Below are 22,815 nucleotides of genomic sequence, written 5' to 3'. Positions count from 1 at the left end.
GTGAAATGAATGAAAAACATTTGGAAATACGGGCGTACTGGCGGAGAGTACGCAGGAAAAGTGTTGGACGACATGCTTGTATCCGTTCCTTACACAGATCAGCCACCACTTGAAGGGGTACGTGCTGATGGTGAACCACTAACGATTGCTGATCAGATGTTTGATCCTAAATTGAACCAATGGATTGTTTTAGCAAACGCACTAGATCACAACGATTTAAACAATCTCAAAGCGATGTACAAGGCTCTGGAACATGAAAATGACAACCTAAAACAGCTAAATGCCAAACTCATGCTAAACGATGTAGCAATTAAACAGGAAAATACTGCATTGAAAGAAAAAGCTGATAGTTTAGCACAAATCAATTCAAAGACAATGCTTGCTTCGCTTCAAAACAGCAAGGATATTGCAGAAATTAAAGAGCAATTAAATCCAGAGACAGAAGGAGGCGAGTAGTATGTTTAGTTTTAGCGATGTGAAAATGATGTTTGACTGGGGCTGTTTTACAGAAGAACAGGTTCGTGAATTTGTTCCATTATGTATTACGGATGAAGAAGCGGATGAGATTATTAATAGCGAAGAATAGAAGCGTGCTCAAACGAGTGCGCTTTTTGTATGGCCAAAAATAGAAAGTGAAGGGTGGAAACATGGTGATCATTGATAATTTAGTTTTGTTATCAGAGTTTAAAAATCTAGTAAGCAACGTTTATATTCAAATTTTTGTTTGGATTGTCATTGCGGATATCATTACAGGAGTTTGTAAAGGACTTGCTGGAAAAGAAACAAATAGTACTAAGGGACTAATGGGGGTAGTAAAGCATTTGCTGGTCGTGGCGCTTGTGCTGATTGCGTATCCCTATCTTAAAATCATGAACTTTGAAGGAGTCGCAACAGCTTTTGTGCTTTCATACATTGCTGTTTATGGAATCTCGGTGATCGAGAATTTAGGTCAGCTAGGAATCCCGATTCCAGATTTTGTGAAAGATCGATTCAGCAAATTAAAAGATTCATCTGAAGAACAAGGAAAAGACAAAAATAATACTTTAGGAGGAAAACAATAATGGTCAATATTATCAATAATTCAGTATGTCGTGGTGTAGCAGGTAAACGTGTAGGAGATGTGAAGGGTGTAGTCATCCATAATACTTGGACAAACACAACAGCAGAACAAGAAATGAATCGTTTAGCAGGAATGACAGATAAACAGTTAGAAGCAGGATTTGCTCATTATTACTGTGATGAAAACACGATTATTCGCACAGAAGATACTTATAATCGTGCTTGGCACGTCGCTAATTCTGACGGTAATAATAGCTATCTCGGATATGAAGTGCGTGGGAATCGGGAAACGCCAAAAGCAGTCTTCCTACAAGCGGAGCAAAATGCTTTCTGGCAAGCAGCGGAGGATCTTCGTTTTTACGGATTGCCAGTTAACCGAGATACAGTCAAATGCCATCATCAATTTTCAGCAACTGAATGCCCTAAGCGTTCACTGATGGAACATTGTGGCTATGATTCTACGTTAGCAGTTCCTGCAGCCATCACTGCTCAAATGCAAGATTACTTTATTTCACAAATCAAGAAATACCATGATAATCCCGCATTGAAACCTGATGGCAGTACAGAAGATCAGAATCATGATGATAAAGTATCAGCAAGTACGCCAACGCATCAAGGGAATGCCTATGGAAAACTAGATATTTTCAAGAAGGTATCAGACAAAACTGTTCGTGTGGCTGGTTGGTTGGTTCCTGATAAACCACAAGGTGCAATTGGAACTTATGCTTACGTACTTGTGATGGAACACGGGACACCTAAAGAATTAACACGTATCCAATCTCAAGGAATTGCTCGTCCAGATGTCAAAAAGGCATACGGCTATCAAGGTGGCGACGCGCTAGGTTTTGATGTTACTTTTGATTCTAGTTGGATGAAAGGAAAGAAAATTGATATCATCTTACGTCGATGCAATCAGTCTAATGGTGAAGGCGCAGTGAATGATGTGCGGATTTCTGATATCTATTTGACGCTATAAATAAAAATAGCCCCTCGTTGAGGGGCAGTACATATATTAATTATCAATGTATTCTCCTAGATAATGATAGGTTGACAGATAACATAGATATTCATATCCTTGTAATTAGGAGGTGCAAAATGGAAATTTCAATTTATATTGATGACTCAGGTCAATTACACTCAAACTATTATTCTGATTATTTTGTTTACGGTGGATTTTGGTGTTTGGATTCTGAGAAATCTAAGATAAAATCAGCTTTTTCAAAAACTAAAAGACAATTATTTCATACTAGTAAAGAAATAAAAAGCAGTAACATGGAACACTGGGAAAAGAAACGTTTTCTAAAAAAAATTGTTAAAGAAGATGTTCATCCGATTTATGTAGTTACTAAAGTATCAAGTTTAACTATTGATTTTTTTAATTGTGAAGCCGTTCAATTGCATAAAAATTATATTTTGAGAAGACTAGTAGAAGATGCCCTGAAACAAATAAAGAAATTAGGGTATGGACACATAAAAAAAGTTAATCTTTACATTGATAATCAAAGCCAAACTAATGTATGTAATCGTGATAGTTTTAAAAATTATATTAACAAAGTATTTAAAGGGTGCTATAAAAACAGTGAATACTTTCTAGAGTCTGATGTAGATTTTAAAGTCGAATACATGGATTCTAAGTCTGAGCCATTGATACAGGTAGCAGATTTACTTGCAAATTGTAAGTTCCAACGTTTCCAAAATAAATCTAAAGACCTAAAGATTTTGTTAGATAAAAAAACAGATACGTGTTGTAGAAAACACCCTAATTTTTTTTCTAGCGAAAGTATTGCGTAAAAAAAATATATATGCTATTATTCAATTGCAGCAGTGATAGCTGATAAACAAGATTATAGAGCTACTATTTAGTAAGTGATATGTATTGTCACCTCTTTCTTGTTGGCCGCCTTAGGCGGTTTTTTTTATTATATTGGTAGCTTTTTGAGCAAAATTTATGATCAGCCTATTAAATGTAGTTAAAAGCCTTAGCCAAGGATGGTTGAGGCTTTTTTGTTTCTATAGACATATTACTTTAATTCAAGTAAATTAAATACGTTGTCGCGGAAACCCTCTTTATTGTTCATTAACTTATGAATGATTCCTCCAATGGTACATTTAGCTCAGTTGGTCAGAGCAAACGGCTCATAACCGTCCGGTCGTAGGTTCGAGTTACATATAGTAATTAAGTTAGTTGTGTGTTAAAATTACTTAGAAGAGTATTCATGTAAATAAAAGCTTTCTTCAGCCACTTTCGGGTGGTTATTTTTTTATACACAATCTTATGTCTATTTCCTTCATAAGTTATGATGACATCTGTTCAGAGCTACTCGAAAGAGTAGCTTTTTTAGTATTGATTTTTTACAGGATGAGATTATAATAATAATCGTAATAGCTGATGAATCAATTTCCCAATCTTTTTACGTATTTAAACAGCGAAGCGTCTTCGGACGCTTCTTTTTTGTACCACAATCAATATTTATATTTGGATCACCTCTAGATAGTTTCTTTGGACTCATAATGAGTCGTTTAACAAATCAGAGTAATAAGTCATTGATTTCTTTAAATTCTTTATCAAGTTCTTTTTCATCATATTTTTCATATTTATCAGCTTCATGAAGAACTTTTTTAATTTCGTGAATAGCCTTTCGTTCAACTAACCATTTTTTTAGGTTATGTTTTTTTTCTGGATTTTCAGATAACGTATCAAGTTCGTCTAACTCTTTATCCAGTTTATTGACAACAGAAACAATTTTGTTTACAACTTTTTCTTCTTTGTTTTCTAAATTTGACATTTATCTTCACGTCCTTTTTATTTGATAATTTAAGTATAGAACTTTGATATAGTTTATACAAATAGAAACGCTTCTTCGTGTATTCTGTGCTTTTCTTTTGGAATGAGGAAAACTTTGGAGTAATATGAACGTGGACAGAACAATATTAGGAGGAATAAACTATGTGTACGTCTATTACTTATGTAACAAGTGATCATTATTTTGGAAGGAATTTTGATTATGAAATATCTTACAATGAAGTAGTCACTGTTACTCCAAGAAATTATAAGTTGAATTTTCGAAAGGTAAATGATTTGGATACTCATTATGCAATGATTGGTATTGCCGCTGGTATAGCTGACTACCCTCTTTATTACGATGCGACAAATGAAAAAGGATTGAGTATGGCTGGGCTAAATTTTTCTGGGTATGCTGATTATAAAGAAATACAAGAAGGGAAAGACAATGTATCTCCTTTTGAATTTATTCCTTGGATTTTAGGACAATGCTCAACAGTAGGAGAAGCTAAAAAATTGTTAAAAAATATCAATTTAGCAAATATAAATTATAGTGATGAACTTCCTTTATCCCCTTTACATTGGCTATTAGCTGATAAAGAAAAATCAATTGTCATTGAAAGTATGAAAGATGGACTTCATATATATGATAACCCTGTGGGTGTTCTTACCAATAATCCTTCATTTGACTATCAATTATTTAATTTAAACAATTATCGTGTCTTATCGAGTGAAACTCCTAAAAATAATTTTTCAAATCAAATAAGTTTGAATGCCTATAGCCGCGGTATGGGAGGGATAGGATTGCCTGGAGATTTGTCCTCAGTTTCTCGTTTTGTTAAAGCGACTTTTACGAAGCTGAACTCTGTATCTGGAGATTCAGAGTCAGAAAGTATTAGTCAATTTTTCCATATCTTAGGTTCAGTAGAACAACAAAAAGGTTTGTGTGATGTTGGTGATGGAAAATATGAATATACAATTTATTCTTCTTGTTGCAATGTTGACAAAGGAATCTATTATTATCGGACATATGAGGACAGCCAAATTACTGCAATTGATATGAATAAAGAAGACTTAGATAGTCATAAGTTAATTAGTTATCCAATTATAGAAAAACAACAAATTAAATATATAAATTAGTTAGTATGTTGTGGTTGAGTATTTAATATAGATATAATACAAAAAGGCAAAGATATTTTCAAAACATTTTTTCTTGATGTGATATCCTTGTCTTTTTTGTAATGTTTTTAACTTATTGCTTTTGCAAAATTTATTTACCTGTTTTCTGGATCAACGATAGTGTATATTATGCTATTCTTTTTTGGATTTTAGGACGTTTAAAGAGGCACTTTTTTACATAACTTAATCCATAGACCTTTTAAGTATGCTGTGAGATAATAATAAAGAAGAGTTTAAAGCGCACCCCAAACCACTTCCCCATAAGTGTATTACGCTTTAAACTCTTTTATATTTGAATTCACTAAGAAGCATACCATATTTTTGAAAAAAAGTGAGAAAAAAGGCTTATAATTAGGATTTAGAGTAATTAATTAGATGTTTATTTTATAGGACTGATACTATAGATTACAAATAGTATCGTATTTCGCAATCTTAAAATTATCTTCTTACTATAAATAAGATAATAAAATTTGTATTTGTCCTTTTTAGGTAACTTATTTTAATCTATATACCTTTCTGGATCAACGAAAGTATACTTTATATAGTCATAACGCCGATGATCGCTCCGTGCGTCTGGCACGTCAGTCACGATATCAAACAAAAAATATACGTCTTTCTTCATTCTAGTTTTTGCAGCAGGGATTTTAAAGTAGTTCTTATTAGAATAGTAGAGATTGATTAATAAGCTATCTTCGATTGCTAAAAAGAAAACTTCTGAATCCCATACTTTATAAAAGTCTTTGATAAATCTATTCGAAGGATCAAATTTAAACCATAATTGCGTCTCATTAAAAAGCATAACCATTACTCCAATCAGTTTTTAAACTTAGTTTCTACCTCTAATATATATCGAGTTTTTATTTTGCCTTCAGAGAATACCGTTTCTTTTTTTGCAGTTACAGGTTGTTTATTTTCGGAAAAAGCTAATATAGCTAAAATTGAAACATCCATCTGGAATTTATCTTTTTCGTTGCTTTGTTCATAAAAATCTGCATATTCATCACTGATATTTTTTCTAATAAATTCTTCCATCATAAAAATCACCTCAAAACGATTATACGAACTTATGTTCTGACTGTAAAGCGATATTTGAGGGGCAAAAAAGGGGCAAAAAACTCTTACTAGTCCGTTCTAGCCTAATAATTTTAAGTATTATCAACGTTGTTTTTTCTTGATATAATGGGATTTTTGTCCAGTACGTACAAGCTAAAAACGTTTGTCTTGATGGGCGGTATGATGTAAGAAAAAGCAACTTGCTTATCTACAACTGATCATTAGTGAAAGACAGATAAAAAGAGGCTGGAACAGAAGCGTTTAACTCCAAGAAATAAGAAGAAATTCACGAAAATTGCTTTTCAAATTTTTGTGAATTTCAGCTTATTTCCGAAGGAGTTGCTTCTGCTTCCGCCGTTTATACGTGTTTAGAGCGTGAGACAAAAGTGTTCTTTACTTTTGTCCCACGCTCTTTTTTGTGTGTAATTATAGTGAAAATAGTTATTTTTAATAGTTATAATATTTTATAGTTATTTATTTTATCTATTAAAAGTAAATATCCATTCACTAATAATAAAGATATATTTACAGTATCATTATAATGTATTCAATTTAAAATAAGAGACTTTGGTAATAATGAAAGAGGAATAAAACTTTTCTTTGGCAAAACAAACTCCTTGCTATGAGACGCGTTTCATACACTATACTCAAAGTATCAAAAGGAGGGCTTGCAATGAATACTTATGTAGAGATAACAGATGGCACAACGAACAATTATTTTTATGCGTTTGTCGAGTTCAAGGGATCCGTATTAACGTTGTACAGTTTTCAAGGGTTGAATAGGAATATAGTAAAAGAAATACCAATGAATGAAATCGAAACTTTGACAAAAGATATATATTGGGGCGGGCAGCGGATTAGTTTTTCGCATGAAGGAAAAATGTATCAGTTTTTTGAATGCGGTCCAGCTGTGGTAGACTATTTACAAGAAAATCTTTTTGTATAGGTGGCGAAGCAGTAGTGGCAAACATTCGAGATATCGCAAAGCTCACAGGTTATTCAGTTTCTACTATTTCACGTGTAATCAATGGACATCCATATGTAGATGAGGAAAAAAGGAAAGAAATACTTGCGGTCATGAAAGAAGTCGATTATATCCCTAATGCAAATGCCAGACAGTTAAGTTATGGAAAAACGAAAAGCATTGGAGTGATTCTGCCTTATACCAATCATCCGTATTTTGATCAGTTGATCAGTGGGATCATTGAAGCAGCGTTTGATTATGATTACAAAGTGACACTTTTACCGACGGGCTATCAGAAAGAAAAAGAGCGAAGGTATCTTGAAGAATTTGCAGCTAAAGCTTTCGATGGATTGATCATTACGTCTCGTGCCAATACACTAGATGATTTATTGGCATATCAAAAATATGGACCTCTAGTTTTTTGTGAAGAAATCAAGGGAAAACAGGCAAGTTGTGTCTTTATTGATCGAGAACAATCAATTACAGAAGGTCTTACTTATTTGAAGCAGCAAGGTATAAAGCAATTGGGCATTACGTTGGGGCGAAGTGGCAGGCTAAGTTATAACTCAAAAATCACTTTGCAGCTATGTCATCAACTTTTTCCATCTTTTGATGAATCACTTGTTTTTTGGGATTGTATAGATGCAGAGAAAGGAAAACAAGCAGGCTTCTTTTTTAAAGAGCTTGGAGTTGATGGTGTCTTTACAAATTCGGATATGGTTGCAGCAGGCATCTTGCAAAGCTATCTGCAAGATAAGACACCAGTGGTGATTGGACGCGATAATTTGCTAATCAGCGAGCTTCTTGGTTTCACAACCATCGACCACCATCTGGAAGCTTGCGGAGAAATGGCATTTCAATTGTTTCTTACAGAAAAAAAGGATAAAGTGAAAATACCTTATACGTTTATTCAACGATGAATATATTTAAAGTAGGATGAAAAAACTTGTGAAAGAATGGAGCAGACACCAAAAGTTAGCATAAAAATCTAACTTGGGTGTCTGCTGTTTTGTTATTAGGTCATTTTACGTGTACTTTTTTGTTGGATCATGTAAAAGATTACGCCTTTTTTTGGATAATTTCATTTAAAGCTTTTGCTGCACCATGACCACTTCGCTCGTCATAATATGCAGTGAACCGTTCATCGGCTTCGTACATCATTCCTAGTCCTTTATGCGCTTTTGGCTGATATTCAGGCCAGCTGTAAGATAACCACTTCTTATGAGCTTGGAAGATACGGTCTGCTAAGCTTTCATCTTCTGGTTCTTTTAAGTAAAGAGTGAGATCAAATAACATCTGCTTTTCAACAGTTTGCATTTCTTCATACGTTTCTTTATCCATATTCATCCATTTTTCATTGGATGCTGTAACCTTTTTTTTTCCGTATTTTTGTCGAATCTCTTGTCCATAGGATTCTTCATTTTCTTTCAACTTTTGTTGTTTAAACCCTTCAAATTTTTCTTTGTCACTCATTTTTCTTCCTCCTTCGTACATATCAAGTGTCTGTTGGACAGTTGTCAAGAGGGTATCGATTTGTGCCCGTTTTTCCAGCAACATTTGCTGATGCTTGATTAAAGCTTTCTGGTGGTCAAAAGATGGATTGTCTAAGACCTCTTGGATATCCTCCAACTTGAATGCCATTGTTCGATAAAATAAGATGTGTTGCAGACGATCGACTTCTTTTTTGCCATAAATCCGATAACCTGAAGAATTGATCCTAGCTGGTTTTAGCAGTCCAATCTCATCATAAAAGCGCAAGGTTCTCGGACTGACTCCTGATATCTCTGACATTTTCTTTATTGTGTACTCCATTATTTTTCCTCCTGACAAATGTAAGCATAATCCTTTACGTAACGAGAAGGTCAAGAAAAAATTGTATTTTTTTCTCATGAAATTATGTTATACTATTAAGTGATAAAAGGTAAATCCTTTTGTCTTTAAAGGTTCAATTGTAACCGATTCCTTAATGCTAGGAAAGATGGTAACATAACTTAAGATTGGATCTAAATCGACTATATAGAAAAGAGGAATGAGATGAAGCTAATCGAAACACCTGTGAATAGTAATTTAAATATTAAGACATTTTATCCTAAAGTAGTGGAATTCTTTTTTGGGAATACGGCTATTAATTATTACAAATTATTTTCGTTAGATCGAACACAACTGCTATTGGTAGACACATATGATAAAAAGCAAGTCGTGATGATCAATACGAAGAAAAAAATCACAAGGCAAGAAATCGACTATGCGATTCATCACGTTTTAAAAATGACACGAGAAGATGTCAAAGTCCATGTAGGAGTGAAACAAGAGCTAGAACGTGCCGGAATACAATTCAAACGTCCAAATAAAGATATTGTAGTGATAGAACAAAAAAATACGAAGGATTCTATTTAATAACGACTAATAATCATCTTTGTGGTAACCTGCTCCATATCTAACTTATACAATAAAAAACAAGGCGAGACTGATTGATGTCTCGCCATTTTTGTTTCCATTCTATTGACAGCTGCTTTCTTACTTTTGTTTTTTAAAAAAACGTGTGATATTTTTTCCGCGAGTTTTTTCAACGCAAGGTATATCTTGTCATAATTCGCCTTTCCAAAAAAATTCAATACATAATAAGTTATATCCGTTTCTTTGGGGATAAGAAGCAAAAAAGGAAAGATGTATTATTTGCTTAAAAAACTTTTGCCATTGATTATGTTGTAGAGACATTTGGTTATATTCGTTCAATCATCGGTATCTTAACGGCTACGATTGTAGTAGGAAAAGCTACTTATTTTATCAAGTAAGAAAAATAGAAAACGCTAATTTCTTCGTGTCTCGGATACATTGAATAAAATAAATATTCTTTCTCGTTTAGGTTAAATACCAATAAGAAAGGATAGTTTTAGCAGATGGAGTTCATTTTTAGCAAGAAATATCCGTAAAACATGTGCTTTTTCAGAAAAAATGGAAGATTTCTTTTCCTATTAATTTTTTTTGTTATAATGGGTAGGAAATGAAAACTTGCCAAGAGGAGTAATACAAGATGAATAATACTTACCCAGACGACAGTTTGACGCTGCATACGGATCTATATCAAATCAATATGATGCAGACATACTGGGAATTAGGTCGAGCTGATTTACATGCTGTTTTTGAATGTTACTTTCGAGAAATGCCTTTTAACCACGGATACGCGGTTTTTGCAGGATTGGAACGGTTAGTCAATTATTTAGAGAATCTGACGTTCAATGATTCCGATATTGCTTACTTGCGTGGATTAGAAGTCTATCCTGAAGGTTTTTTGGAGTATTTACAAAATTTTGAATTTAAAGCAACAGTTCGTTCTGCTCGTGAAGGAGAACTAGTTTTTGCAAATGAACCATTGATCCAAGTGGAAGGGCCTTTAGCGCACTGCCAATTAGTAGAAACAGCACTGTTGAATATGGTCAATTTCCAAACGTTGATCGCGACAAAAGCAGCTCGTATCAAATCTGTCATCGGAGAAGATCCACTATTGGAATTTGGAACTAGACGGGCACAAGAACTGGATGCAGCAGTCTGGGGAACTAGAGCGGCATATATCGGCGGAGCAGATGCAACAAGCAATGTACGTGCTGGGAAGATATTTGGGATACCAGCTAGCGGGACCCATGCTCATTCGTTAGTCCAATCTTATGGAAATGATTATGAAGCATTTATGGCCTACGCTAAAACCCATAAAGACTGCGTGTTCTTAGTCGACACTTATGATACGTTGAAATCAGGTGTGCCAAGTGCGATTCGCGTGGCGAAAGAATTAGGTGACAAAATCAACTTCCAAGGCGTACGCATCGACAGTGGAGATATGGCCTATATATCTAAGCGTGTTCGGGAACAATTAGATGCAGCCGGATTTACGGAAGCAAAAATCTATGCTTCGAATGACTTGGATGAAGCAACGATTTTGAATTTAAAGATGCAAAAAGCTAAAATTGATGTATGGGGTGTTGGGACAAAATTGATCACAGCCTATGATCAGCCAGCCCTTGGTGCAGTATTCAAGCTAGTATCGATCGAAGATGATGAAGGAAAAATGATGGATACGATCAAGTTATCAAGCAATGCAGAAAAAGTAACTACTCCAGGGAAAAAACAAGTGTGGCGCATCACTCGAAATTTTGATGGGAAATCTGAAGGAGACTACGTGACATTATGGGATGAAGACCCTCGAGAAGAAGAAGCTATCTTCATGTTCCATCCAGTGCATACGTTTATCAATAAAACTGTTCGAGACTTTACAGCTCGCCCAGTTTTACAAGATATCTTTATCGAAGGAAAAAGAGTTTACGAATTACCTGCACTAAACGAAATCAAAGAATATACAAAAGAAAATCTAGATTCACTATGGGAAGAGTATAAACGAGACTTGAATCCGCAAAAATACCCAGTCGATCTGTCTACTGAATGCTGGAACCATAAAATGGCTATCATGGAACGAATGAAAAAAAGCGTAGCAGAACTTCATACAGAAGCATAGGAGGAGAATAAATGAGCCTGCAGACAGAAATTATCAATGAATTAGGTGTCAAACCAACAATTGATCCAAAAGAAGAAATACGTAAAAGTATTGACTTTATGAAAGCATATTTGAAAAAATATCCGTTTCTTAAAACTTTTGTACTAGGTATCAGCGGCGGCCAAGATTCTACTTTAGCAGGCCGTTTGGCGCAACTAACGATGGAAGAAATGCGTGAAGAAACAAAAGATGAAAACTATCAATTTATCGCTGTTCGTCTTCCTTATGGTGAACAAGCAGATGAAGAAGATGCAAAAGCTGCTCTTGACTTTATCCAGCCCGATGTTAGTCTGCGAGTAAATATCAAACCAGCTGTTGATGCACAAGTACAAGTATTAAGCGAAGCAGGTGTGGAAATCAGCGATTTTAACAAAGGAAATATCAAAGCACGTCAACGTATGATTACGCAATATGCCGTAGCTGGAGAAAGAGCAGGAGCCGTATTAGGGACAGATCATGCTGCAGAAAACATTACTGGATTCTTCACGAAATTTGGTGATGGTGGAGCCGACATTTTGCCATTATTCCGTTTGGACAAACGACAAGGGAAACAATTGCTTCAAGCATTGAATGCACCGGAAAAATTATACACAAAAATTCCGACTGCAGATCTTGAAGATGGGAAACCAATGATTGCAGATGAAGTCGCACTAGGTGTCACATATAATGAAATTGATGATTATCTAGAAGGAAAAGAAGTTCCCGCTCAAGCACAAGAAAAAATCGAAGCATGGTGGAACAAGACACAACATAAACGACATTTGCCAATTTCCGTTTTGGATGATTTCTGGAAATAACAATAAAGCAAAAACAGCCGTCCCTTCATAGGGATTGGCTGTTTTTGTTTTATAAAATAGAAAAGAAAAATATCAGCTGTAGTAAACTTTTAATTTGATATCCTGATCGTAATTACCGAATCCTTTACCAAATAAAGTACAGCCCCCCACATGTTTGGCATCGTCTTTCACTTCGATTCGCAAATGCCAAGTGTCTTGCTCTTTAGGGATGTCGTTGATCGTGATGTTTGACAAGGGTTCTCCATTCATATTCGTCAAGTGTTTGGTAATTCGGATCGTCTTCAGCAAGCCGTATTGATTAAGATTATCTGGATACCAATCAGGCGTATATTTACCGCGGATATCAGCAAAATCTCCAGGGCTCGTCCATGTTCCTAGCTCCACACCATTTAGGCTGAAAGTGATATCTGAAGGCCAATTGTCATTTGAAAAAGGAAATTCAGAAGAAATTTCCACAGAAACTTCCAACATCTCCAATGTATCCTCTGTATTTAAAAAATTAGGTGCCTGATACTCGACAAATCCGCTGGTAAACCAGAGAATGCGGGCATCCATCCTTCGAGGATCCATAAAATAGCGTGGTTCATCCACTTTCCCGATAAAATCATGGATCGTAGCTAAACCGCATGTTGGTTCAATTGCATAATTTGTATAGTGACCAATAGGTATCGATGTTTCTTTCGTATCAAAAGCATTGAATATTTTTTCTGGAAAACTGATATCGATTTTATCGACACGAAGGCTCGAAATTTTTTGTTGTCCTACTTTTTCTGTTTTGATGATGTTTGCTTCCTCTAGCTTTTTCACGTGCATCGTTGTGATAGCACTGCTCACTCCAAGTTCTTTTGCCAAATCTTTGACATTCATCTTCTTTTTGGAAAGTAGCTGGATGATCCTGATCCTTGTTTTACTAGCTAATGCTTCATATACCGGTAAGGATTCTTCGTTTATTTGTAGTTGCATATATATCACCTCTTAAAAGGTTTTTCTTATATATTAACATATTTGTTAATAAAAGTTATATTAAATTATTTGTTTTAATCATTATTAATATTTCTGTTAATTAAAATCGATAAAAAATAAGTAAGTTTAACATTTATATTATTGACAACGCTTTCAACAAGGTGTATTATTCATGTATAAATTAAAGGAGGTCAGTTATGGAAGCCACAATGTTGATTAGTAGTGTCAAGCGTGTAGGCAAAGTTGATCCGCGGTTGTATAGTTCATTTATTGAACATATGGGACGAGCAGTATATGAAGGGATTTATCAGCCAGATCATCCATCAGCTAATAAAAGTGGATTTCGCCAAGACGTCATTCACTTGGTAAAAGAATTGAACATTCCCATGATTAGATATCCTGGTGGAAATTTTGTGTCAGGATTTCGTTGGGAAGACAGTATTGGGCCCATAGCAAATAGACCTAGAAGGTTGGATTTAGCTTGGCGGACAATTGAAACGAATGAAGTTGGGATTCATGAATTTTATAACTGGTGTCAGCATGTGGGGGCCGAAATCAATATGGCTGTCAATCTGGGTACTCGTGGAGTAGATGCAGCTCGTAATTTAGTCGAATATTGTAATTTTCCTAAAGGAACTTATTGGAGTGATTTAAGGCGTTCGAATGGTCAAGAGAGCCCTTTTGGAATTAAGACATGGTGTTTAGGGAATGAAATGGACGGTCCTTGGCAGATTGGACATAAAACAGCGGAAGAATATGGACGGTTAGCAGAGGAAACGGCTAAGGCGATGAAACTCGTAGATGATTCAATTGAGGTGGTTTTATGCGGAAGTTCGAATCGGCAAATGCCTACATTTGGTGATTGGGAGTTAACAGTTCTTGATCAAGCGTACGATCAAATAGATTATTTGTCTCTTCATCAATATTATGGCAACCAAAAAAATGATCTTTCTCATTATCTTGCACGTTCCTTAGACATGGATCGGTTCATTTCTGAAGTGACAGCGATGTGCGATACAGTCAAGGCGAAGAAACATAGTAAGAAGCAGATCAACCTGTCCTTTGATGAATGGAATATTTGGTATCATTCAGCGGAACAAGATGAGCAAGCAGAGCCTTGGCAGATTGCTCCTCCTTTACTAGAAGATAACTATAATTTTGAAGATGCATTACTATTAGGCTGTCTATTAATCACTTTATTGAAACATGCAGATAGAGTAAAGATTGCTTGTCTTGCTCAATTGGTAAACGTTATTGCACCAATCAGGACAGAAACAAACGGAGAAGCTTGGAGACAGACGATCTATTATCCATTTATGCAAGCTGCTGTGTATGGACAAGGAGAGGTGTTAAGCCCACAAATTCGTTCAGCAAACTATGCGACGGAAGATTTTGAAGAAGTGCCGTATTTAGAAAGTATAGCCGTAATAAATGACAAAGAACTTGTCATATTTGCAGTTAACCGTGGAGAAGAAGAAATGAATCTAACTGTTCACTTGTCTGAATTATCAGTAGAGGGAGTGATTGATTTTTCTGAAATGAGTGGATTTGATACAAAAGCAACTAATCTTCCTAAAAGTGAACAAGTAAAACCAAGTCATTCAACAAATGTAAAAGCTGAAGATGGGAAAATCAATTGTTTATTGAAACCGCTATCTTGGAATGTGGTCAGATGTCGTTTATCAGATGAAGGAGGAACAAAAAATGAAAGGTAAAAAATGGTTAATTGGCTCTTTGTTGGTAGCTGCAACAGGTATTTTAGGAGCTTGCGGTGGCGGAAGTTCAGCAGAATCTGATTCTGATAAAGAAGTGACTTTGACTTTTTGGAATGGGTTTACTGCATCTGATGGTGAAATATTGCAAGAAATCGTTAATGAATTTAATAAAACAAATGATAAAAACATCAAAATTGAAATGGATATCATGACTTGGGCCAATTTGAATGAAAAACTTCCTACAGCGATTTCTTCTAAAAAAGCACCTGACTTTATTGCATTAAATTATCCAGATTTTGCACAGTATGTAGAAAACGGAGCGGTACAACCATTAGACGATTTCTGGGAATATGATGGAGTAGATAAATCTGATTTTAAAGAAACGGCTATTGAATTAGGTGAAGTAGAAGGTAAACAGTATTTTGTCCCCATGCAGGTACAAGGAATGTATATGTATTGGAATAATGATTTGTTTAAACAAGCTGGATTAGATACTGAACAACCACCTACTACTTGGGAAGAATTGACAGAAATGGCACCAAAATTAACTGATAGTAGTAAAAATGTATCAGGTTTTGTCTTCAATAAGGATGGAACTGCACCGTTATATAACTGGATGTTAGCAAATGGCGGTAAATTAGTGAACGATGATTATACTAAGTCTGAATTTGCGTCTCCTGAGAACCTTAAAACGTTAAAAGCGATCCAAAAAATGATCCATGTAGACAAGACTGGTCCAGAATCGATTTCTGGCGCCGAAATGGACAATTTAATGAATGCTGGTCAACTAGCCATTGAAATCAATGGGCCATGGTTAAATAACGGATTGAAAGCAAACGAGATTGATTATAATGTGACTACCTTACCACAAGGGAGTGATTCAGACAAAAAAACAGCTATTTTAGATGGCGTAGGATATGCCATTCCGGCAAGTACAGATAATAATAAAAAAGAAGCTGTCTATGAGTTTTTGAAATATTGGAATACAACTGAAATTGGTAAAAAATGGAGTATCGAAAATGGTTTTCCTGCCTACTTGGATTCAGTAGCAAAAGATGAAGAAGTAAAAAATGATCCTATTGTATCTGAATTATCGAAACAAATGGACTATGCAGAGCCATATTTACCAGGTTTTACCCAAATCTCTGCGATCAATAACGATATCATCAATCCACTGATTGAAAAATTATTAGCAGGAGAAGATCCTGAGACACTCATGAACGATGCAGATGATGCCATCAATCAATTACTGCAAAAATAGTACAGAACTTTATACAGGATAGACTGTTGGCAAGATACAGATATCTGAACGATCGACCTAGTATTTGCAGATAGGTGTTATTGCAAAAATCACAGCGATTGTTCGGATATCTTATTCAGATTCGTTTAAACCAAGATTGTATATTTTATCAAAATGAAAGATGAGGTGGACTATATGAACGGATTCACCAAATATTGGAATCGTCCTGATCGTGCTGCGTATTTGTTTTTAACTCCATCTTTTTTAGTTTTATTATTATTTACTGTCATACCGCTTTTAGGAACATTTGCTATTAGTTTTACAGATTTGAATATTTTCTTTACATCAAGAAATTTTGTAAGTTTTGAAAATTTCACACGTATATTTAGTGATGAACGAGCAGTTAATTCGTTGATTCATTCTTTATATTTCACCGTACTCGAAACGCCAACACAAATTATCGTTGGTTTATTAGCAGCAGTAGCATTATCTAAAAATACCAGATTCAATCGTTTTTGTCGTTCGACATTTTACATTCCAGTTATTTGTTCATTGACGTCAATTGCGATTATTTTTTCTATGTTGCTTGATCCGAATGTAGGGGCGATTCCTTACTTGTTTTCACAAGTCGGCTTGCCGATCCCTCAATTTTTTCGCGATCCAACCCTTGCTATGCCGACGGTAGCCATCATGACTGTTTGGAAGAATTTTGGTGTTACTATGACGATTCTCTTGACTGCTATTCAGGGAATCTCTCCCTCTTTGTATGAATCTGCTCAAATGGATGGTGCAACAAATCGACAGCAGTTTTTTAACATTACGCTACCTCAGATCGTTCCCTCCTTAGGTTTTTGTATTTTAACGAATCTGATTGGTTCGATGCAAGTGTTTGACCAAGTATATGTTGCAACCGCTGGTGGCCCACAATTTAAGACAGAAACAGCTGTTCAATATATTTACAGTCGAGGATTTACAGCACCTTATGAATTGGGCTATGCATCAGCACTGTCTTCGGTTTTGTTTATCATTGTTGCAACTATAGCTATCTCCACTAATGTGTACATGTCACGGAAAGAAAAACAAATGAAATAGGAGGGAAACCTGTATGGCACCAGAAAGCTCGATTACAGTTACTGTGAATAGTCGAAAAGCAGTTAGTGGTAAAAAAATCATTCGAACGATTAGTATGCTAGTTATATTGTTGGTTATTGCGTTTCCTTTTTTGTGGCTGATTATTTCTTCTTTTAAACACGAAAAAGACATTATCTCATTTCCGCCTAGAATATTTGCAGATAGCTATACCCTAGATAACTATATTAAGGTTTGGACAACGATCCCTTTATTAGATTACATCAAAAATACAGTGATTTTTGCTGGAGGGACAGTGATCACTTCTGTATTCTTTGATTCTCTTGCGGGGTATGCATTTGCTCGTATGCGTTTCAAAGGAAAATCAGTTTTGTTCTATTTCGTTTTGCTGACAATGATGATCCCATTCCAAGTCTTCATGATTCCTCTATTTATTGAAGTCAATTTGCTTGGCATGCTTGATACTTATGCAGGTTTGATCATTCCTCGTATGACAACTGCATTTGGTATCTTCATGATGCGTTCCTTTTTTATTACTTTACCAGATTCTTTGGAAGAGGCAGCACGCATTGATGGATTAAGTGAGTTTAATATTTTTTTGAAAATCATGTTGCCATTGAGCAAACCTACTCTTTTATCATTAGGGATTTTCACGCTGATGAATAGTTGGAATGACTTGCTTTATCCATTGATATTGACAAGTAGTTCAAAAATGAGAACTTTACCAGCAGGGTTAGCTTTATTTACGGGGCAGAACATTTCTTTTTATGGACCTGTAATGGCTGGAACGGTTATTTCAATGCTGCCATTACTAGTGGTTTATATTTTTGCACAGAAATATTTTGTTCAAGGAACAGCTATGTCTGGAATGAAAGAGTGAGGAAGATGAAAATAGTTGAGACTAAATTTTATGGACAGTTGATTGTGGTTTCTGATTACATCTTATTAGGTATTCTCTGGGTAATCGTGTGTTTGCCTGTTATTACTATCGTGCCTGCTACATGTGCTGTTTTTTATGTAATGGCGCAATGGAAAGGTGAGGGATCAGGAAATATCATTTATTTTTTCTTTCAAGGAATAAAGCAACATTTTGGTAAGAACTTGTTCCTTAGTCTGTTAACGATCATTATTTATTTTCTTGTTAATCAATTATTAGAAGAACAGACAATCGTACTTTCAATTAGTGGATATGTAGTTTCACTTATTTATTCCATGTTTCTTTTATCCTGGATATATGTGATTTCTGAAAACAAAGATATCACATTTTTACAAATTTTTGAACAAAGTGCATGGAAAGTATTTTTTGATTTTTTGAGAAATATTCTTTGTTGCGTATTGTTATTAGGATTTGTACTGCTCATATTTCTTTTCCCTCCTTTTATTTTTATCTTTGCTGGTGGCGTATGGAAACTTGTATCTATTATCTTGACTATAGGAAATGAAAGGTAGGGAAAGCTGTTGGACGAAGAAGTGAAAGTAAAAATCAGAGAGGATTTTACGGTAGGAGAGATCAGTTCTCGGCTGTTTGGCTCATTTGTTGAGCATATGGGAAGTGTCGTCTATACAGGGATTTATGAACCGGGCCATGAAACAGCTGATGGTGACGGGTTTAGACAAGATGTCCTCTCTTATGTAAAGGAATTAGAATTAGGTGTCATTCGCTATCCTGGAGGAAACTTTACATCTGGTTATGATTGGGTGGATACTGTAGGTAGGAAAGAACAACGACCAAAAAAAATTGATTTAGCATGGCGAGGTATAGAACCAAATTCTTTTGGACTCCACGAATTTTTTAAATGGATCAGTCATGTACAAGCGAAACCGATATTCACGGTGAATTTAGGAACAAAAGGAATCGATGAAGCAAAAAATTTAGTAGAATATTGTAATTTTCCAAAAGGAACCTTCTGGAGTGATTTAAGAATAAAAAATGGGCAAAAAAAGCCTTTTGGCGTTAAATTATGGTGTTTAGGGAATGAGCTAGACGGGCCATGGCAAGTGGGGGCTAAGAGTGCTTATGAATATGGTAGGTTAGCAAATGAAGCCTCAAAAGTCATGAAGTTAGTGGATGATTCAATTGAAACAATCTTAGTTGGAAGCTCTACGCCACGTTTACCATCGTACCCTGAATGGGATCGTATCGCATTAGAAGAAGCTTATGAGAATGTAGATTATTTAGCTTTGCATAACTATATTGATAAGTATGATGAAGAAGACTTGACTAAACCTCCTAAAAATGAGCGTGATGATACAGCGACATACCTTGCAAAAGCTTATCGATTCGATCGTCAAATTGAAGAAATCGTTGCTACTTGTGATTATGTAAAAGGATATTTGAGAAGTGAGAAAACAATGTATCTAGCGTTTGATGAATGGAATGTACATGCCCAACCGGAAAAAAGACATAGGGATTTTGAAGTCGGTAGTCCCATCGATTGGTGTTACTTTACTATGGAAGATACATTATTATTTGGTTCATTAGGGCTAGCTATTTTACGACACGCAGATCGCGTAAAGATTAGTTGTCAATCATTGTTAGTAAACACAATACCTTTAATACTGACAGATGCTAAAGGACAAGCATGGAGGAATCCAACTTATTATGTGATGCAACACTTATCGAAATATGCTAAAGGTCAAGTATTGGAACAACAAATCATTTGCCCTGTTTATGATTGTGAAAAGATAAAAAATGTACCTTATATGGACAGTGTGATCGTAGATAACGGCAATCAGCTGACTATTTTCTTGATCAATCGCACAAATGAACAACAAAAGATAACGATTGAACATGATTTCAATTTGCTAGATCAAGGAGAGCACTACACATTAACCAGTAGCGATCTGTTGGACAAAAATACACGTGAAGAACCAGAAAAAATAAAACCTGAAATAAACTATTTTTCAATAGAAAAACATGACGAATTAAATGTAGGGATAGAAAAATACTCTTGGAATGTAATTAGAATAAAGAAAATGTGAGGAAATTTGTTATGATGAAGACACTTTATAATAATCCTATCGTTCGGCAACGGGCAGATCCTTGGGTATATAAACATACAGATGGTTATTATTATTTTACAGGATCGGTTCCAGGCTACCAAGTGATTGAATTAAGAAGGGCAAAGTCACTGAATGAATTAGAACATGCTGAAAGCCTGATTGTATGGCAGGCTCATGAAGAAGGACCGATGAGTGAATTGATCTGGGCACCTGAAGTCCATTATATCAATGGAAAATGGTATATTTACTTTGCTGCAAGCAATCATAAAACTATACGTGATGAATCTCATCATCACCGCATGTTCGTACTTGAAAATCAGCATATAGATCCAATGAATACAGATTGGATAGAAAAGGGACAAATAAAAACGAAAAGGGAAACTTTCAGTTTAGACGGAACAACTTTCTCTTCTCAAGGAAAGCTATATTATGTGTGGGCCCAACAAGATCCTGAAATTACTGGGAATTCTAATCTTTATCTATCCGAAATGGATAATCCTTGGACGTTAAAGGGGAAGCAGATCCTCCTTTCTATACCTGAGTATGAATGGGAAAAACGGGGTTTTTCAGTAAATGAAGGTCCAGCAGTCCTTACTCGCAATGGGAAAATATTCATTACGTATTCTGGTAGTGCAACAGATGAAAACTATGCCATGGGCCTGCTGTGGGCTGATGAGCACAAGAATCTTTTATTAAAAGAATCATGGCATAAATTATCGGAGCCAGTATTCGTTTCTTCTGAAAAAAATAAGCAATTTGGTCCTGGTCACAACTCGTTTACGGTTTCAGAAGACGGGTGCTTTGATATTTTGATCTATCATGCTCGACCAGAGAAGAACCAAAAAGGGGATCCGTTAGACAATCCTAATCGGCACGCGAACGCGCAATGCTTTACGTGGAATGAGCAAGGATTTCCAGAATTTGGTGAACCTGTTCCGTATGCCTTATGAGCACAAGAAACCTTGATTTTTGCTTGAATAAACCTTGCAGACTCGTTATGATATATGTACGTACAAATAAAAAGGGGCAAGGCAAATGGCAAAATATCAAGACATTGCAGAAGAGATAAAACAAAAGATCCTTCGTGAGGAATACGAAGTAAATACAACCATTCCCTCAGAATTCAAGCTGCAAGAAATATATGACGTCAGCAGACATACGATTCGGCAAGCAATCGCTGTGTTGGTAAATGAGGGCTATCTGCGTAAAGAAAAAGGATCGGGCACATATGTAGATGACAGCTATAAGATAGAAAAAACACCATTGAACAGAACAAAAACGATCGGTGTCATCACCACATATCTCTCTGATTATATTTTTCCGTCGATTATCCGAGGAATCGAAAATGAATTACGAGAGTCTGGGTATTCATTGCTTTTAGCCAGTACGAATAACGATCACGAATTGGAAAAAGAGTGTTTGAAGAAAATGATTGCTTATGGGGTAGATGGTTTGATCGTTGAGCCTACGAAAAGTAATCAGTATAACCCAAACTTAGCACTTTATGTTGCTTTGAGAGAACAAGGCATTCCGATGGTGATGATCAATGCTGCTTATGAAGAGTTAAATGCCTCTTATATTTGTTTAGATGATGTGAAAGTCGGTTTTATGGCAGCAGAATATTTGATAAAAAAAGGACATCAGCGTCTGTTGTTCATCACAAAAATCGACGATCTTCAAGGAAAATACAGGATGAAAGGTTTTATCAGCGCGTGTGAACAGTATAATGTGCGTTTTTTGACGGAAGATATCATTACTTTCACCACGGAAACACGAGAAACAATCGCTGAAAAAACAGTACAACGGTTGAAAGAAGAACAAGCTTTAGATGGCATCATTTGCTATAACGACCAAATAGCTAGTTTATTGCTAGATAAGCTGACAGAAAATGGCTATCAAATTCCAGATGATCTATCCATCGTAGGAACAGACGATTCTTCTTTAAGCCATTTAGGAAATAAAAAATTGACAACATTGACGCATCCAAAAGAAAAGTTGGGACAAGATGCCGCACGGTGGATCGTCACAACGATTGAAAAAGGCCAGGCACAGCCGAATATTCTTTATGAACCTGTACTAGTTGAACGGGAAACAGTGAAAGAAAACGAAAAATAAGAGACGGGTTTTTACCGCCTCTTATTGCTCCTACGGTTACTCGTCGCAATGTTTGTGAGAGCTTTTGTCATCGCTCAAGGCTGAACGTTTCTTTCACCACCTCTCCACTAAACGGTGTTCTCCTACCAACTGGTCACAAGTCACAATATTCATCAAACATGAGAAGCTGTTTTTTGAAATTGTTCCTTGTGACTCGGAGCTGAACGGCAGGCTCACAACCTCTTCCTTAAACGGTGTTCAAAAGCTTGCATCTGCGGTAATAAGCCTAACCAAACGAAAAATAGGAGAAGCTATTTTTGTTTGGATGTTC

General features: G+C 35.6%; 24 protein-coding genes. 19 read left to right on the top strand and 5 right to left on the bottom strand.

Annotation, left to right across the window (positions count from 1 at the left end):
• Positions 1-9: 9 nt before the first annotated feature.
• The 5 genes from IGL31_RS10920 (at position 10) to IGL31_RS10900 (ending at position 2,850) form a co-directional block, all read left to right on the top strand.
• Complete coding sequence (locus IGL31_RS10920; RefSeq protein WP_086299722.1) at positions 10-456, top strand: hypothetical protein; 447 nt, start codon at positions 10-12, stop codon at positions 454-456.
• A gap of 1 nt (position 457) precedes the next feature.
• Positions 458-586: an XkdX family protein gene (locus IGL31_RS10915; RefSeq protein WP_083314616.1), complete on the top strand. Its 129-nt coding sequence runs from the start codon at positions 458-460 to the stop codon at positions 584-586.
• A 61-nt stretch (positions 587-647) separates the two neighbouring features.
• Entirely contained in the window at positions 648-1,061 is a 414-nt protein-coding gene (locus IGL31_RS10910; RefSeq protein ID WP_002333628.1) for a phage holin family protein, read from the top strand.
• A complete protein-coding gene (locus IGL31_RS10905) occupies positions 1,061-2,035 on the top strand; it encodes a peptidoglycan recognition protein family protein (protein WP_086299721.1) in 975 nt (324 codons plus the stop codon). Before IGL31_RS10910 ends, IGL31_RS10905 begins: the two co-directional genes overlap by 1 nt.
• A 119-nt stretch (positions 2,036-2,154) precedes the next feature.
• On the top strand, positions 2,155-2,850 hold the full coding sequence (locus IGL31_RS10900) for a DUF3800 domain-containing protein (RefSeq protein WP_086299720.1): 696 nt from the start codon (positions 2,155-2,157) through the stop codon (positions 2,848-2,850).
• A 737-nt stretch (positions 2,851-3,587) separates the two neighbouring features.
• On the opposite strand, the gene IGL31_RS10895 is transcribed toward IGL31_RS10900, so the two are convergent.
• Positions 3,588-3,845 (bottom strand): hypothetical protein, encoded by a 258-nt coding sequence (locus tag IGL31_RS10895; RefSeq protein WP_002295273.1) that lies wholly within the window; start codon positions 3,843-3,845, stop codon positions 3,588-3,590.
• Positions 3,846-4,006: 161 nt separating this feature from the next.
• On the opposite strand from IGL31_RS10895, the gene bsh reads away from it, so the two are divergent.
• The gene (gene bsh, locus IGL31_RS10890) at positions 4,007-4,981 is read left to right on the top strand and encodes a choloylglycine hydrolase (protein ID WP_002287105.1); all 975 of its coding nucleotides are present in this window, start codon (positions 4,007-4,009) and stop codon (positions 4,979-4,981) included.
• Positions 4,982-5,519: 538 nt separating this feature from the next.
• On the opposite strand, the gene IGL31_RS10885 is transcribed toward bsh, so the two are convergent.
• Both IGL31_RS10885 and IGL31_RS10880 read right to left on the bottom strand, forming a co-directional pair.
• The gene (locus IGL31_RS10885) at positions 5,520-5,819 is read right to left on the bottom strand and encodes a DUF5960 family protein (RefSeq protein WP_104889143.1); all 300 of its coding nucleotides are present in this window, start codon (positions 5,817-5,819) and stop codon (positions 5,520-5,522) included.
• A 14-nt stretch (positions 5,820-5,833) separates the two neighbouring features.
• Positions 5,834-6,055 carry a hypothetical protein gene (locus IGL31_RS10880; protein ID WP_002293622.1) on the bottom strand — a complete coding sequence of 74 codons (222 nt, stop codon included), beginning with the start codon at positions 6,053-6,055 and terminating at the stop codon, positions 5,834-5,836.
• A gap of 691 nt (positions 6,056-6,746) precedes the next feature.
• Here IGL31_RS10880 and IGL31_RS10875 point away from each other — a divergent pair.
• Complete coding sequence (locus IGL31_RS10875; RefSeq protein ID WP_002297679.1) at positions 6,747-7,019, top strand: hypothetical protein; 273 nt, start codon at positions 6,747-6,749, stop codon at positions 7,017-7,019.
• A 14-nt stretch (positions 7,020-7,033) separates the two neighbouring features.
• Complete coding sequence (locus IGL31_RS10870; RefSeq protein ID WP_081156705.1) at positions 7,034-7,957, top strand: LacI family DNA-binding transcriptional regulator; 924 nt, start codon at positions 7,034-7,036, stop codon at positions 7,955-7,957.
• Positions 7,958-8,096: 139 nt separating this feature from the next.
• On the opposite strand, the gene IGL31_RS10865 is transcribed toward IGL31_RS10870, so the two are convergent.
• Positions 8,097-8,849 (bottom strand): MerR family transcriptional regulator, encoded by a 753-nt coding sequence (locus tag IGL31_RS10865; RefSeq protein ID WP_002297683.1) that lies wholly within the window; start codon positions 8,847-8,849, stop codon positions 8,097-8,099.
• Positions 8,850-9,071: 222 nt separating this feature from the next.
• Here IGL31_RS10865 and IGL31_RS10860 point away from each other — a divergent pair, with 222 nt between their 5' ends.
• The 3 genes from IGL31_RS10860 to nadE all read left to right on the top strand — a co-directional run bounded on the left by IGL31_RS10860 (position 9,072) and on the right by nadE (position 12,380).
• Positions 9,072-9,434: a DUF1827 family protein gene (locus IGL31_RS10860; protein ID WP_002287305.1), complete on the top strand. Its 363-nt coding sequence runs from the start codon at positions 9,072-9,074 to the stop codon at positions 9,432-9,434.
• A 637-nt stretch (positions 9,435-10,071) separates the two neighbouring features.
• Positions 10,072-11,544, top strand: coding sequence for a nicotinate phosphoribosyltransferase (locus IGL31_RS10855; RefSeq protein WP_002287304.1), 1,473 nt, complete (start codon positions 10,072-10,074; stop codon positions 11,542-11,544).
• Between the two features lie 11 nt (positions 11,545-11,555).
• The gene (nadE, locus tag IGL31_RS10850) at positions 11,556-12,380 is read left to right on the top strand and encodes an ammonia-dependent NAD(+) synthetase (protein ID WP_002307174.1); all 825 of its coding nucleotides are present in this window, start codon (positions 11,556-11,558) and stop codon (positions 12,378-12,380) included.
• A gap of 72 nt (positions 12,381-12,452) precedes the next feature.
• On the opposite strand, the gene IGL31_RS10845 is transcribed toward nadE, so the two are convergent.
• Positions 12,453-13,343 carry an ArsR/SmtB family transcription factor gene (locus tag IGL31_RS10845; RefSeq protein ID WP_002307176.1) on the bottom strand — a complete coding sequence of 297 codons (891 nt, stop codon included), beginning with the start codon at positions 13,341-13,343 and terminating at the stop codon, positions 12,453-12,455.
• Between the two features lie 197 nt (positions 13,344-13,540).
• Here IGL31_RS10845 and IGL31_RS10840 point away from each other — a divergent pair, with 197 nt between their 5' ends.
• From IGL31_RS10840 to IGL31_RS10805, 8 genes are all read left to right on the top strand, one after another.
• Positions 13,541-15,058 (top strand): alpha-N-arabinofuranosidase, encoded by a 1,518-nt coding sequence (locus IGL31_RS10840; protein ID WP_002324209.1) that lies wholly within the window; start codon positions 13,541-13,543, stop codon positions 15,056-15,058.
• Complete coding sequence (locus IGL31_RS10835; protein ID WP_002321046.1) at positions 15,030-16,319, top strand: ABC transporter substrate-binding protein; 1,290 nt, start codon at positions 15,030-15,032, stop codon at positions 16,317-16,319. Before IGL31_RS10840 ends, IGL31_RS10835 begins: the two co-directional genes overlap by 29 nt.
• 174 nt (positions 16,320-16,493) lie before the next feature.
• Complete coding sequence (locus tag IGL31_RS10830; RefSeq protein ID WP_002287294.1) at positions 16,494-17,390, top strand: carbohydrate ABC transporter permease; 897 nt, start codon at positions 16,494-16,496, stop codon at positions 17,388-17,390.
• Between the two features lie 13 nt (positions 17,391-17,403).
• Positions 17,404-18,267, top strand: a complete 864-nt coding sequence (locus tag IGL31_RS10825) for a carbohydrate ABC transporter permease (RefSeq protein ID WP_002287292.1) — start codon at positions 17,404-17,406, stop codon at positions 18,265-18,267.
• Positions 18,268-18,272: 5 nt separating this feature from the next.
• The gene (locus IGL31_RS10820; RefSeq protein ID WP_002297690.1) at positions 18,273-18,836 is read left to right on the top strand and encodes a YesL family protein; all 564 of its coding nucleotides are present in this window, start codon (positions 18,273-18,275) and stop codon (positions 18,834-18,836) included.
• A 21-nt stretch (positions 18,837-18,857) separates the two neighbouring features.
• Positions 18,858-20,369, top strand: coding sequence for an alpha-N-arabinofuranosidase (locus IGL31_RS10815; RefSeq protein WP_179189397.1), 1,512 nt, complete (start codon positions 18,858-18,860; stop codon positions 20,367-20,369).
• Between the two features lie 11 nt (positions 20,370-20,380).
• On the top strand, positions 20,381-21,340 hold the full coding sequence (locus tag IGL31_RS10810; protein ID WP_002297693.1) for a glycoside hydrolase family 43 protein: 960 nt from the start codon (positions 20,381-20,383) through the stop codon (positions 21,338-21,340).
• Between the two features lie 85 nt (positions 21,341-21,425).
• On the top strand, positions 21,426-22,505 hold the full coding sequence (locus IGL31_RS10805; RefSeq protein ID WP_002297695.1) for a GntR family transcriptional regulator: 1,080 nt from the start codon (positions 21,426-21,428) through the stop codon (positions 22,503-22,505).
• Positions 22,506-22,815 lie beyond the last annotated feature (310 nt).

The organism is Enterococcus sp. MSG3290 (assembly GCF_050555565.1).
GTDB classification, from domain to species: Bacteria; Bacillota; Bacilli; order Lactobacillales; family Enterococcaceae; genus Enterococcus_B; species Enterococcus_B faecium.
The sequence above is the reverse complement of the archived record's forward strand: the minus strand, read 5'-3'. Positions and strand labels throughout refer to the sequence as shown.

Excerpts from the sequence above, each read along its gene's own strand:
- IGL31_RS10910 (WP_002333628.1), top strand. The coding sequence starts at position 648 with ATGGTGATCATTGATAATTTAGTTTTGTTATCAGAGTTTAAAAATCTA.
- IGL31_RS10885 (WP_104889143.1), bottom strand. The coding sequence starts at position 5,819 with ATGCTTTTTAATGAGACGCAATTATGGTTTAAATTTGATCCTTCGAAT.
- IGL31_RS10820 (WP_002297690.1), top strand. The coding sequence starts at position 18,273 with ATGAAAATAGTTGAGACTAAATTTTATGGACAGTTGATTGTGGTTTCT.
- IGL31_RS10915 (WP_083314616.1), top strand. The coding sequence starts at position 458 with ATGTTTAGTTTTAGCGATGTGAAAATGATGTTTGACTGGGGCTGTTTT.
- nadE (WP_002307174.1), top strand. The coding sequence starts at position 11,556 with ATGAGCCTGCAGACAGAAATTATCAATGAATTAGGTGTCAAACCAACA.
- IGL31_RS10840 (WP_002324209.1), top strand. The coding sequence starts at position 13,541 with ATGGAAGCCACAATGTTGATTAGTAGTGTCAAGCGTGTAGGCAAAGTT.
- IGL31_RS10855 (WP_002287304.1), top strand. The coding sequence starts at position 10,072 with ATGAATAATACTTACCCAGACGACAGTTTGACGCTGCATACGGATCTA.
- IGL31_RS10835 (WP_002321046.1), top strand. The coding sequence starts at position 15,030 with ATGAAGGAGGAACAAAAAATGAAAGGTAAAAAATGGTTAATTGGCTCT.
- IGL31_RS10875 (WP_002297679.1), top strand. The coding sequence starts at position 6,747 with ATGAATACTTATGTAGAGATAACAGATGGCACAACGAACAATTATTTT.
- IGL31_RS10900 (WP_086299720.1), top strand. The coding sequence starts at position 2,155 with ATGGAAATTTCAATTTATATTGATGACTCAGGTCAATTACACTCAAAC.
- IGL31_RS10825 (WP_002287292.1), top strand. The coding sequence starts at position 17,404 with ATGGCACCAGAAAGCTCGATTACAGTTACTGTGAATAGTCGAAAAGCA.
- IGL31_RS10895 (WP_002295273.1), bottom strand. The coding sequence starts at position 3,845 with ATGTCAAATTTAGAAAACAAAGAAGAAAAAGTTGTAAACAAAATTGTT.
- IGL31_RS10860 (WP_002287305.1), top strand. The coding sequence starts at position 9,072 with ATGAAGCTAATCGAAACACCTGTGAATAGTAATTTAAATATTAAGACA.
- IGL31_RS10810 (WP_002297693.1), top strand. The coding sequence starts at position 20,381 with ATGATGAAGACACTTTATAATAATCCTATCGTTCGGCAACGGGCAGAT.
- bsh (WP_002287105.1), top strand. The coding sequence starts at position 4,007 with ATGTGTACGTCTATTACTTATGTAACAAGTGATCATTATTTTGGAAGG.
- IGL31_RS10845 (WP_002307176.1), bottom strand. The coding sequence starts at position 13,343 with ATGCAACTACAAATAAACGAAGAATCCTTACCGGTATATGAAGCATTA.
- IGL31_RS10865 (WP_002297683.1), bottom strand. The coding sequence starts at position 8,849 with ATGGAGTACACAATAAAGAAAATGTCAGAGATATCAGGAGTCAGTCCG.
- IGL31_RS10880 (WP_002293622.1), bottom strand. The coding sequence starts at position 6,055 with ATGATGGAAGAATTTATTAGAAAAAATATCAGTGATGAATATGCAGAT.
- IGL31_RS10905 (WP_086299721.1), top strand. The coding sequence starts at position 1,061 with ATGGTCAATATTATCAATAATTCAGTATGTCGTGGTGTAGCAGGTAAA.
- IGL31_RS10805 (WP_002297695.1), top strand. The coding sequence starts at position 21,426 with ATGGCAAAATATCAAGACATTGCAGAAGAGATAAAACAAAAGATCCTT.
- IGL31_RS10830 (WP_002287294.1), top strand. The coding sequence starts at position 16,494 with ATGAACGGATTCACCAAATATTGGAATCGTCCTGATCGTGCTGCGTAT.
- IGL31_RS10920 (WP_086299722.1), top strand. The coding sequence starts at position 10 with ATGAAAAACATTTGGAAATACGGGCGTACTGGCGGAGAGTACGCAGGA.